General features: G+C 41.2%; 6 protein-coding genes. 5 read left to right on the top strand and 1 reads right to left on the bottom strand.

The annotated features are described in order from the left end of the window. Positions 1–1,628: T9SS C-terminal target domain-containing protein (locus tag QVP90_RS04515; RefSeq protein WP_288203954.1), on the bottom strand; the 1,628-nt coding region annotated here is incomplete at its 3' end. A gap of 695 nt (positions 1,629–2,323) precedes the next feature. Between QVP90_RS04515 and QVP90_RS04510 the strand changes: the two genes are divergently transcribed. From QVP90_RS04510 to QVP90_RS04490, 5 genes are all read left to right on the top strand, one after another. Next, positions 2,324–6,331: a hybrid sensor histidine kinase/response regulator transcription factor gene (locus QVP90_RS04510; RefSeq protein ID WP_021935764.1), complete on the top strand. Its 4,008-nt coding sequence runs from the start codon at positions 2,324–2,326 to the stop codon at positions 6,329–6,331. After that, positions 6,328–7,338 (top strand): glycoside hydrolase family 43 protein, encoded by a 1,011-nt coding sequence (locus QVP90_RS04505; RefSeq protein ID WP_005927343.1) that lies wholly within the window; start codon positions 6,328–6,330, stop codon positions 7,336–7,338. Before QVP90_RS04510 ends, QVP90_RS04505 begins: the two co-directional genes overlap by 4 nt. Before the next feature lie 59 nt (positions 7,339–7,397). Then, the gene (locus tag QVP90_RS04500; RefSeq protein ID WP_264380828.1) at positions 7,398–9,374 is read left to right on the top strand and encodes a T9SS type A sorting domain-containing protein; all 1,977 of its coding nucleotides are present in this window, start codon (positions 7,398–7,400) and stop codon (positions 9,372–9,374) included. Between the two features lie 19 nt (positions 9,375–9,393). Next, positions 9,394–12,321: a DUF4982 domain-containing protein gene (locus QVP90_RS04495; RefSeq protein ID WP_021935762.1), complete on the top strand. Its 2,928-nt coding sequence runs from the start codon at positions 9,394–9,396 to the stop codon at positions 12,319–12,321. Between the two features lie 101 nt (positions 12,322–12,422). Beyond that, on the top strand, positions 12,423–13,170 hold a 748-nt coding region (locus QVP90_RS04490), incomplete at its 3' end, for an O-antigen ligase family protein (protein WP_288203953.1).

Raw genomic sequence — 13,170 nt, 5'->3', positions numbered from 1 at the left:
GGTTCAGCAGCATTTACAATAATTTCACCGTTTACGGAATATACGTTCAGGCCTTCGATTGTAGTAGCCGGCTTGATACCTGTTCCGGTACCGGCGTCGGGATCTAAATAGAGACCGTAGATATTAGCTCCTACCCCGTCATTAGGTAAATTGTAAACAACGTATATGGTATGTTCTCCTTTTATCTCTTTTTTCAGAGGGGCTGCAGTTGTCATTTTGGTATCCCATTTACCGGTACCTTGTGCTCTGACGACAGCGATCGGTTCGTGCCCTACAAGTGCATTTTGTACATCTTCTGGAGTGGTAAGGGCACTCCATGTTATATTTTCCAGATTAATGTATAATGAGAAGTTGGCTTCCTCAATAGTGCCGATGTAGTTTTTATCACAGGAATGATTGATAAGAACTCTCTGATATTCACCATCTTTGAAATCAATATCATAGTAAGCAACCACTGTTCCATTAGACGTATATCCGATATTTGAACCCTCGCATTCGGCTTTATTATCTTTACCTTTCTTCAAAATAGCCCATTCCATATCACCTTGACTCATATCACCGCCTGAATCAGCCCCTTTTGCCCCTTTGGTGACAAATACCACAGCATCATCAGAGGGTTTAATGTCTTCATAAACAACACCGCAATCCGGATTCTCAAACCAAAGATTTTCTTTCAATAGATCGATTCTGTGAAGGTTGGTTGCATCTCCCCATTTTACAAACAGATAGTGAGAACCTTTTACTTCCTTTAGTTTAGTGGCAACCGGTGTAAAAGAGTTCCATTCTCTTAAATTAATACCTGTCCAAGTTCTTGCAATCATATTTTCCGGTTTTACTTCATCAATATAGAATTCCATATATTCTTTATATCTTTCACCATCATGACCAATGTAGGCAACTAATTGTTGGAATTCTCCTTCACCGAAATCAACTGGTTCTGCAGATTTGACAATGAAATCCTTAACTATACCTCCCCAACATTCTGTTTCTTCATTATACTTACAATCTTTGAAAGGATCATCTGGGTTTTCCAGATCTACATCGACTGCAATTCGGAAAGCATCACCATATATGATATTGGCTTTATCTGCGTATTCCGGTGATTCATTAATCCATGGTTGCATACCCTCTTCTGCAATCGCATTTTTATAGAAGATGACAGAACGTAAATTTCCATTTCCTTCACGGAAAGTTAACCAAACTTTTTGTTTACCGGTAGGACGTTCGAATTCTTCACCTTCTTTCATATTCCATGCAAATGTTTCAAAGCAGTGATAGCCGAATGTTCTGTCTACCGTCATTTCTGTGAAAGTGATGGATTCTTCAAAAGTATTTCCGGCATGAAGAACTACATATCTTTCTACTCCGAAATCTCCCCATCCTTGTGCGAATTCTACTCCGGTAGCTTGGTAAGCATTGCCATCAGCTCCGAAATCTACTTCCCCTAAGCAGATAACTGTTTGGTTAGATGTTTGGCCGATATTGCCATAACCGACATCGAATATAGCATCTGTAACCAATTCGATGTTCTCATTCCCTTTCATTGTTTCGATCACTAAATCCTGTGCAAATGCAGAATTCATTCCTAATAGAGCGAGCGCTCCGATGAGTAATGTGTTTTTTTTCATTGTAAAATAATTTAAATTAAACATCTATTCTTGATTAGGCCTGTAGCTATCTCGGATTATTTTTATAACATCTTCGTGCTACTTCTGCCTGATTCTTTATTATCTGATCCTATTTTTGAACTGTTATATCTTCCTTGCTTTATTTATTGAAAACTGAGAAATGAACTCTTATTTTATGTAAGAACCGGTTTATATATAGTGAATTACCAATGCCAAAATTACGCGTTCTATCCATTTTTATATAGAACGAATCATTCAAAAAATAATAAGTTGGTCACAGGCATCTGCTATCTATCCCGTTTCTTTTATTAATTGAAACGAATCTTTTAGAGATTGTATTCGTTGGAAATTAAGAATTGCTTTTTGTGTACGAAAAACATCCGGGTGTTTTTATATATTAAGGAATACGTTTTATTTATGTGGGTGAAATATCATTTTCCGTGTATGATGACAATGGCTGTTCGTTAATCGGTTATTGTTTGTTGTTCCGGAAGGAAAAACTGACAAGGTATGGATGGTTATTTGTTGGCTTCGTGTATATCTTTACATAGGTTTCATTTTATGCTGTATTTGTGCGATGCGTCCGGAAAAGCCCTGTGTGAGAGCGATACGTACTACCAATTTGCTATTTTTTGAAAGAATCGTTCTCTTCTTTTTATTTATATTTGCCCTCAAATAATTCGTTTATAAAGAATATGAAACACCCCCAATTGACTATTACCGTTTTCCTCTTGATGTTGTTGTTCAACATATCCGGATATGGGTTGAATAATTATTATTTCAACATAATCGGTAGAGATAAGGGATTGTCGCAATCCAATGTGAAAGCGATCATTCAGGATAGCAATGGCTTTATGTGGTTTGGCACCCGCAATAAACTGAACCGGTATGATGGGAATACTTTCAAAATATTCGATTGCTATGATTATGTAGCGCAAAAACAGAATAACAACATATCCTCTCTTTTTGAAGACAGGGAGAAACATCTCTGGGTCGGCACGGATAAAGGGGTCTTTATATTAGATCCTCAAACCGAAATTTTTACTTATATGAATACACAGACGGCGGAAGGGATTACCATGACCGATTGGATCTCGGATATCGGGGAGGACCGGGATGGCAATATATGGATTGTTGTTCCTAATCAGGGATTATTCCGCTATACTCAGGATAGCAAAGAGCTGAAGTTTTATGCATTTGGAAAGAAAACGGTTCCCGATCATGGGAATCCGCAGAGTATGTGCATAGATCAAAGTAACCGGGTTTGGATTGGGACGAATGGGAAAGGAGTATATCTATATGATAAACAGACGGATGAATTTACTCAATACCTTGGTGATACGAATGGCAATACACTGGCGGGAGAGAATATTTATACGATGTCTGACGATGGCGAGCATCTTATTTTGGGTATACATGAAGGTAAACTACGTAGAATAAATAAGAGGAAGAATGCGGTAACCGATGTAAATGCACCGGATGTGCATTATAAGATTATCCGTTGTATAGCGAAGTTGAATAACAAATTATGGGTCGGTACGCAATATGGTATCTACATTATCGATGAAGAAAAAGGAGAGGTTTTCAGAATATACAACGATCCTATGTGTAGTTATTCGCTTTCGGACAATCAGGTCGGGGAGATTTATCAGGATCGGGAAGGAGGAATCTGGGTAGGAACCAATGCCGGAGGTATTAATTATCTCTCCAGTTCTGTACTGAAATTCACCCGGTATATACCGTTGAGTCGTGAAGAAACGATCAGCAGTAAACGGATAAGAGAGATCATTGAAGATAATAACCAAAATATATGGATAAGTACCGAAGATGCGGGAGTGAATATTTTCTCGCCCGAAAAGCAGACATTTAAAAAGTTGGGAAGAGATATAGGCAAAGGCTTGACTTCGGAACAGACGCTGAGTCTGCTCAACCTTAACGGAGATATCTGGGTGGGATTGTTTAAGAAAGGATTGGATATCGTTTCTGCCGGTAGCTATAACACCCGGCATTATTCCGGAAAACAGTTAGACTTGAATGAATTCAGTTTATATGCTTTGGGGGAAGATAAATTCGGCAACGTCTGGTTAGGGAATGCCTGGGGGATTTATAAGGGTAATAAGGAAACGATGGAATTTGTCAATATGCCCGAATTTGGGCTGTGCTATACATATGATATTATGGAGGATGCTAACGACAATATCTGGATAGCGACGATGGGAAACGGTGTGTTCAAGTATAATCAGAAAACTCAGCAGATAGAGCATTACACGAACCAGATCAATGATAAACATTCGATAAGTTCTAACTCCGTCAGCAGTATTACGGAAACGAGCAATGGCGATATCTGGTTTGCAACGGACCGGGGCGGTATCTGTAAATACGACAGTAAGGAGAATAATTTCCGTACCGTATCACTGGCAGAGGGGTTACCCGATGATACTGCATACAAGATTGTTGAGGATAAAAACGGCTATTTATGGTTTGGTACTAATAGCGGGCTGGTACAGTTTGATCCGCAGAATTTTACCATTGAGACCTATTCAACGGATAATGGTCTGCCCAGCAACCAGTTCAATTATAAATCTGCATTGGCAAGCAGTACGGGTGAATTGTTTTTTGGAACTTTGGAAGGGCTGATCTCTTTCTTTCCTGAGAGACTGGAGCAGAATAGCTTTATCCCTCCTGTGTATATTACTTATATAAAGCATAAAAACGATGAAGCATCCGGTGAATTATATGATAAGGGGACGAATAGCGGCTATCTGCAGGCTAAACAGATAACCCTACAACACGATCAGAATAGTATAGAACTGGGATTTGTTGCGTTAAGCTATGCCTGCCCGGCGGCCAATCAATATGCTTATAAGATGGAGAATCTTGATAAAGACTGGATCTTTACAAGAGATAATCAAAGTGTGACTTATGCCAATCTTGCTCCCGGAAAATACCGGTTTGTTGTGAAAGCAAGTAATAATGACAAAGTATGGAATCAGGAGGGGGCTTCTGTCGAGATTATCATCCTTCCTCCTTGGTGGAAGACCTGGACCGCCAACATTTGCTATGCGATCCTTCTGATTGTATGTGTTTGGTTAACAACCAGATATTACTTGTATGTGAGTAAGAAGAAGACATTGGAAAAGCAACGGATGTTTGAGAGTGAAAAGGAGAAAGAACTGTATAGCTCCAAAATCGATTTCTTTACTAACATAGCCCATGAGATACGAACGCCGCTGACGTTGATCAACGGTCCTCTCGAGTCTTTGGCCGAGATGGATATTAAAGATCATGAGATAAAGAAGAATGTCCAACTCATGCAGAGGAACATATCGGAACTGCTTACTTTGATTAATCAGATCCTGGATTTCAGAAAGGTGGATGCCAATAAGGTGACAATGAATTTTGTCGTTGGGAATATATCGGCTATTGTGGATGAGGTATATCAGGAGTTTCTTCCGATGGCATTGTCTATAAATAAGAAAATAGAACTTCATATGCCGGAGCTGCCTGTCCATGCATTGATCGACCGAGGATCTTTTATTAAAATTCTGAACAATCTGTTTTCAAATGCGATCCGTTACTCCGAACATACAATCGATGTGGAACTTGAAGAGGACGATATGCAATTCTATCTGATTATAAAGAACGACGGTGAGATAGTACCTCCCGAAATGGCCGATAAAATATTCGATCCTTTCTATCAATTGAAAAAGAATGCAAATATAAATGCAAGTTCCGGCATCGGATTGTCATTGGCACGGTCACTTGCCGAATTGCATCATGGTGTGTTGCTCTATAAAAGTAACGATGGGCTGAATATTTTTACATTAGCCATTCCAAAGGGCGATATATCCCGGCAAGAAACCAACATCGATATTTATAATGACGATTTTGTAGAGCAGCAATCGAAACAGGAAACGATTTTGGTGGTAGAAGATAATCTTGAACTGCTATCGTTTATGACCGAAAAGCTGAGTTTGAACTTCTCTGTGGAAAAAGCCACTAACGGTGCCGAAGCATTTGATATTATCCAAAGGGTGAATGTCGATATCGTCGTTACGGATATCATGATGCCTATCATGGACGGTTTTGAACTCTGTAGGAAAATAAAGACGGACATTGAGTATTGCCATATACCCGTAGTGTTGCTAACGGCTAAGAATGACTTGAATAGTAAGATCAGAGGACTTGAAACCGGGGCTGATGCGTATATCGAGAAACCTTTCTCGTTTAAGTATCTGACGACACAACTGAATTCGCTTCTTGAAAACAGGAAGAGGGAGAAAGAAGCGTTTATCAAGAAACCTTATGTCACTTCGCAGTCGATAGGACTGTGCAAAGCGGATGAAGAGCTGATAAATAAAATTATAGGTATCATTGAAGAGAATATCACCGATTCTAATTTCGGTGTGGAACGCTTGTCGGAGATTATCAACATGAGTCGGTCGAGCCTGCATCGTAAGATTAAGGCACTCTCCGGAACATCGCCTACGGACTTTATCCGTTTGATACGATTGAAAAAGGCTTCCGAGCTGATAGCCGAAGGGCATTACCGCACAGGAGAGGTGTGCTATATCGTCGGAATAAACTCTCCCTCTTATTTTATCAAATTGTTTCAAAAACAGTTTGGTATGACACCGAAGGAATTTGAGAAACAACAAAGGATGACAAACACAAATGATTATAATATAAATTTGACAAAATGAAAACATTTAATTTTTTACTGTTGAGCATAGTTGCAATCGGACTTTATTCATGTGGCCCAAAAATGATTTATCCCGGTGAGGTCTGGACGGATACGGAACAGAACATGATTAATGCGCATGGAGGAGGAGTTCTGTATCATAACGGGACGTATTATTGGTATGGCGAATATAAAAATGATTCTACCTATCATGCACCCGGCGTAGAATGGGATTGTTACCGGACAGAGGCCGGCGGGGTAGCCTGCTATTCATCCAAAGACCTGCATTCCTGGAAGTTCGAGGGGGTAGCGTTAAAGCCGGATATGGCCAATCCGGAATCGGATATCCATCCTTCTATGGTGATAGAACGACCTAAAGTGATTTATAATGAGAAGACCGGTAAGTTTGTGATGTGGATGCACATTGATAGTTATAATTATTCGAAAGCAGCTACCGGTGTTGCCGTATCGGATAGTCCGACCGGTGGTTTCAAGTATTTGCACTCTCTTCGTCCGTATGGAGAAGAAAGTCGGGATATGACACTGTTCAAAGACGGGGACGGGAAGGCTTATCATGTTTACTCTACCAAAGGTAATTCTACTTTATATATTCATTTACTTTCGGATGATTATCTGGAACATACTGAAACTTATAAGGCGGTTTTCCCCGGAAAGTTCAGAGAAGCACCGGCTGTCTTTAAAAGGCAGGATAAATATTATATGATCACGTCCGGATGTAGCGGCTGGGATCCTAATGAAGCGGAATATGCCATAGCAGATTCTATGTTGGGAGAGTGGACGGCAATGGGGAACCCTTGTGTGGGTGAGAATGCCGACAGGACGTTTGGCGGACAAAGTACGCATGTCATAACAGTAGATCCCGAAAATGATAAATACATTGCCATGTTCGACAAATGGAATAAACTGGATTTAATCAATTCCAGATATATTTGGTTACCTGTTCAATTTCATTCGGCAGACAGTATTACGATAGAATGGAAAGACGAATGGTCTTTAAACGACTTGTAATAGAAACCTTTGAAAAATCTATAATAGACAGTGTAAAACCTTCTCTTAAATATTATATTATGAAGAAACTATTTTTTATTGCATGCAGCAGTTTTTGCTTTAGTTTGTTGTTGCACGCACAGGTTCCGGGAGATATTGAGAACATCAGGTTTGAATATATGGATAAACCGGTACAGTCGAGTACGGGAGGTGACCCGATTAATTTTATTCATGCCACCTATGTGAATGCAGCTTGGGGGGACTACAACAATAACGGGACACTCGACCTGTTTTATAGTGATAAGAATAATCACGGTAGTGCTACGAAAATTCAGAGCAACTTTTACCAGAACAACGGGGATGGTACTTTCCGTAAATTAACCTCCCCATTTGCAGGAGTTGCTTTTTCATGCCCGGTTTGGTTCGATATGAATAACGACGGTCTTTTGGATCTTTTTCTTCCGGGACTGGGCGATTGGTATTATCAGTGGAATGATCTGGATACACGCCTATCCAATATCCAGGCACGTTTGTATATTAATCAGGGAGTACAGGATAATGGTACTTGCAAGTTTAAGGAAATGCCGGTGGCGGAATCTGGTTTGATGCCGGTGTTTAATGGAAAGACCGGAGGAAAAGGACACAATTGGGCGGTTGCGGGTGATTATGATAACGATGGCTATACGGACTTGCTTGTAACGGGCTTTGATGAACATACGAGGGTGAACCGGGAAGATTATGAAGATGCGGTCAGAGCGGTATATCTGTTTAAGAATATAAAAGGAGAGTATTTCGAACTGCAGAAAACTCCTTTGGAGGGAACAAAGCCTTTCCATGGTTTGACCGATGGCAGTGTCTGCTTTGTCGATTTGGATAATGATGGCTGGCTGGATATCGTGTCTACCGGATATGGTTATTCAAGAGAGTCGGAAGTACACGTTTACTGGAATCAGCAGAACGGTACATTTAAGGAATCGGATTTTAAGTTTGACACTACTTGTAACTCTTCATGTGATGTATATGATCTGAATAACGATGGTCTGGCAGATATCATTATGACGGGAGTCTATTTCAATAATAATCAAAAGCAATTCTATATCTATAAAAACAAGGGAGAGCGTAATTTTGAGAAAATAGAAAATGAAAATCTGCTGCCGATAGATGGCGGACAGCTCTCTTTTGGCGATGTGAATCATGACGGACTGCCCGATATGCTGGTGGGTGGTCATAATAATACGCATCAGCACAGCACGTGGCTATATGTCAATAAAGGTGATTTTGATTTTGAGCCGATTGCATGGTACAATCAGGACGATTACGGATGGGCATTCCCCAGAGTCACTCATGGCAATGAACATCTGATCGACATTGATAATGACGGACTGTTGGATGCATGGATTTCCGGATGGTCCAATGGGGCCTGTTCTTCCGGTTGTGATACGCAACTTTGGAAAAATACTTCTGTTGCCGGCAAGAACGAAGCGCCGGGGATGCCGCAAAATTTACGGGCAAAGTTGATCGAAGGTCCCGATATTCTTTCTTTGGCATGGGAAGAGGCTGTCGATGATGTTACTCCTCAGAAAGCTTTACGGTATAATGTTTATTTGAAGAAGAAGGAAGGTGATAAATGCTGCATGACCGTACCGGCGGATATTACTTCCGGTTTTATTAAAGTAGGTTCTGTTTCCGGTTATCTCACTCAATGTTCTTATAAGATTAAAGTAGAATCGGACGGTGAATATGAATGGGGAGTACAAGCCATTGACAATGGAGGAAGAGGTGGACTTTTTGCAAAAGCTACTGTGAAGGTGGATGGAACCACCGGTATTACTACCCTCAAAGAAGAGGATGCTATTTTAATTTCTTCCAATGGGCAGTCTCTGAATTATTCGATCTCTGGCATGGGGAAGATGACTGTATTCGGCATTGATGGCAGCGTGACGTATCAAAGTCGGATTCACGGGACCGGTACTGTCAATCTGATGGGAAAAGGCACTTATATTGTCAGGATCGAGACCGATTCTGCTGTGAAAAGACAGAAAGTAGTAATGATGTAATAAAAAGAATTTTTACTGTATGATATTGAGAAAATATTTATGTTTTGCTTGTGCTGTTTTGTTTATTCAGAGCGGATATGCTAAAGAGCAGAAGCCTATAAATCTGGGAGAAACACCCTGGAGGTTTTCCAAAGTCGTTCGACAGGAGATGGATTTGGCAAAAGATGCCCGTATTCTCTGTGGTACGCAGGCAGTACCTGTGATCAATGATGGTGATATGAATACGGAATGGGTAGCAAATGATGCGCCGGAACCAAGTCTGCTCATCGATCTGCATGAGAATAAACAGACGGGAAAAGTCAAATTGTCTTTCAAGGGGAACCGGGTATATTTTGCTACTGTAAAAGTGGAAGTAAGCCTTGATAATAAACAATGGAATTCGTTGACAGACGGTACAGACAGACAGCAGTGCGAATTGTATAAAGAAGGCGATATCTCGAGTGTCAATAATACGGTAGGGTACGTTGCAACCGTTACGAGCACCTCACTTTCTGTGCCGATTCCGGTGACTTACCGTTATATAAAGCTTTCCGGTTTGAAATGCTTCTCTGAAAAAAAAGAAGAATTACCGGTGCGTGTCAGTGAGCTGGCCATTCATCCGGTTGAAAATGATCATCCGGATCAGGAAATGGCAGGAGCAGATTTTGATGATACACGATGGGAAGAGGTCGGCATCCCGCATTGCTACAACGAACATGATACTTATCTGAATGCAAGTACGGGAGAACGTTGCTGGCGGGGAGAAGGCTGGTACAGAAAGAAACTCTTTTTCAATGAGAAGGATAGGGAGAAGGAGATTTTTTTGGAATTCCAGGGAGTGAATCTGGCAGCTATTGTCTTTGTGAACGGGCAGGCTATTTCCGGGAATACACGGGTTAAACAACCGGGAGTGGTGACTCATGTAGGCAGCTCTCTTCCTTTTGTGGTGAATATCAGCAAATATATAAAATGGGGTGAAGAGAATCAGATTGCAATTAAAGTCTCGAATGCGAAAAATACGTTCTTTGCCTGGCCGGGATTTGGTGAGAATGAAGGATTTGGACAGGCAATGGGAGGTATTGTGAGTCCTGTCTATATGCATAAGAAAGATAAAGTGCATATCCCATTCAACAGTTACTCTCCTTTAAACAAATGGGGTACTTATTTCGGAACGGTATCTGCTACGCCGCAGGAGGCTGTCGTAAGGTTTCAAACGAATGTTGAGAACTCTTCGGAGCATACACAGGCAGTCGAACTGCGTACTTATTTACAAGATGAACGGGGACGTACGGTGTTATCATTTACCGAACAGCGAAATGTGGCACCCGGCGCTACTCATCTGTTTGATCGGACGGAAACTATTCAAAATCCGAACTTATGGTATCCTATCGGCTGTTCGGGCACTCCATATTTGTACACCGTGCAGAATAAAGTGTATGTAGACGGTAAACAGGTGGATAGTAAAAGTGAGAAATTCGGTATACGTGAAATTACCTGGGATGAAAATCATTGCTATGTCAACGGTGAAAAATGTATTTTGCGGGGATTTGGCAACAGAAACATTTATCCGGGTTTGGGAGCCGCCGTTCCGGCAGCTTTGCGTTGGCAGGACATCGCTTATATTGCCGAGTGTGGAGGAAATGCGTTCCGCGTAGGGCATCAACCTCCGTTTGCCGAAGCTTTTCAGGCTTGTGATGTGTATGGCATTCTGCTGATTGTAAACAGTGGAGACAATGAATGGGCCTTGAAAAACGAACCGGCCAAGACTTACAAACGGGAGTACGACCGTGATGCGATTATTGCATTCCGCAATCATCCTTCGGTGGTTATTTGGGAATCGAACAATGGGCTGGCCTATGAAGGTGATAAATATTTGCCTTCTTATACGCTTGAGGAGGTAAAGAAATGGGATTATATACAACCGCGTCTGGTATTGAATCGCGATGGTTATCCTCCGGAATGGGATGAGAAGGAGCCGATTGTGATAGGCTATACCAATCGTTATGAGAAAGTACAGGGACATCCTTCTCTGAATACGGAAGTTTATGGTACCAATTGGAACGGTCAGCCCAGCTGGTGTATTGCCCGCTTCGATTACGATAATGAAAAGCAGTTCTCTCAGGCTTATGTACAGGATTATCTTCATGATCTCGACAGGCAGGCATGTGGCTGGATCGATTGGATGTTGGCAGAGACGTATGGCGAGGGGTATACGATTTATCTGAATGGGATGAGGAATCAGAAGAGTCTGGGTTCCTGTGCGATGGACGCCAATCGCTTTCCAAAGTTGAAGTATCGGATTTATCAGAAAGCACTTTGGGTACCGTTTTCTAAACGGCCGGGAGTTGCTCTTCAAAGCCATTGGAACTATTCGGGTATTCAGGATGTGGATGCCTGGAGTAATTGTCCTTATGTAGAACTGTTTATCAATAAGAAATCCTATGGGATCGTTGAGCCGGATCAGGCAACCCGTCGTTGTACCTGGAAAGAGATTTATTGGGAACCGGGTATTGTTGAGGCGATCGGGCTGGATTATGATAAGCGTCCTGTCTGCTCCGAAAAGATAGAGTCGTCCGATGAACCTTATGCAATACAGCTCACTATCGAGAAGCAGACTGCCAAACCCGACGGTGAAGAGTTTGTATTACGTGCCAATGCTTCCGATGCCTTTATTGTGACGGCTAAGATTGTGGATAAAGCCGGTCGCTGGTGTCCCAGGGCCGATCATCTTTTGAAGTTTGAAGTAGAGGGGGAAGGAGTCTATAAGGGGTCTTATAACTTCTATGTGACTGAGGGTAAGGATTTAGCCTATCATGCTCCCGGAGATCATGAATTGCAAGCAGAGGGCGGTTTGATGAGAGTGGCTGTACGAACGACCTTTAATCCGGGAAAAATAAAAGTAAAAGTGAGTGCAGACGGATTGGTTTCGGGAGAAGGTTCTGTGAAATCCAAGAAGGTTAGACTGTGATTTAAAATCCATGTAATTTTGCATAGGTACCGATAAAGTATCGGCTTAGTATATGGAGATTGTAAAGAATGTACGCTTCTTAACAAAGAAAGGAGACAGATATGATTATTAGGGAGATGATTCTGTTTTCACTACTCTGTTTGGGAGCGTTATTCTTTAATAGCTCTGAATTTGTTGACACAGGAATAGTGCCTAAATGGTATATGACTATTGCTATGGGAATTGTATTAGTTGTCTATTATTTAATTCTCTCACAGCGAAAAAGATCTTTTTCTTTTGAAATGCAAGGGATCATCTATGCTATTATTATTTCATGTGCTTTGCAGGCATTATATGGAATCCTACAATATTGGGGAGTATTACAATGTACTTCATCTTTTAGGATAACCGGTAGCTTTGATAATCCGGCAGGGTTTGCCTCTTCTTTATGTGCCGGTATACCTTTTTTGTGGTTTGTATGGAATGGGTTAAAAGGATGGAAGAAGTTGCTGTGTGTAATGACTATCCTATTACTTGTATGTGGTGTCTTTTTGTCAGGCTCACGGGCAGGAGTATTGAGTATATTTATGTTGGTTGCTATTTGGGGGTATCAGTCTGTTTCCTGGAATAAACTACAGAAAATCGTATTGGTAATAGGTGCTTTAGTAGTGCTGATTGTTTTTCTTTATTTTCTGAAAAGAAACTCGGCCGATGGCCGATTATTGATTTGGATTTGTTGCTTAAATATGATAGCAATCAAACCTTGGTTCGGGTTTGGCTCCGGAGGATTTGAAGCACATTATATGGATTATCAGGCTCAATTTTTTCATCGGAATCCAGATAGCGGATACGCTATTCTTGCTGATACGG

Origin of the sequence: Bacteroides sp. CAG:189, from assembly GCF_000432295.1 — a bacterium.
Classification (GTDB): Bacteria; Bacteroidota; Bacteroidia; order Bacteroidales; family Bacteroidaceae; genus Bacteroides; species Bacteroides salyersiae.
This window is presented reverse-complemented; position numbering and strand designations above follow the sequence as displayed.

Excerpts from the sequence above, each read along its gene's own strand:
- QVP90_RS04510 (WP_021935764.1), top strand. The coding sequence starts at position 2,324 with ATGAAACACCCCCAATTGACTATTACCGTTTTCCTCTTGATGTTGTTG.
- QVP90_RS04505 (WP_005927343.1), top strand. The coding sequence starts at position 6,328 with ATGAAAACATTTAATTTTTTACTGTTGAGCATAGTTGCAATCGGACTT.
- QVP90_RS04500 (WP_264380828.1), top strand. The coding sequence starts at position 7,398 with ATGAAGAAACTATTTTTTATTGCATGCAGCAGTTTTTGCTTTAGTTTG.
- QVP90_RS04495 (WP_021935762.1), top strand. The coding sequence starts at position 9,394 with ATGATATTGAGAAAATATTTATGTTTTGCTTGTGCTGTTTTGTTTATT.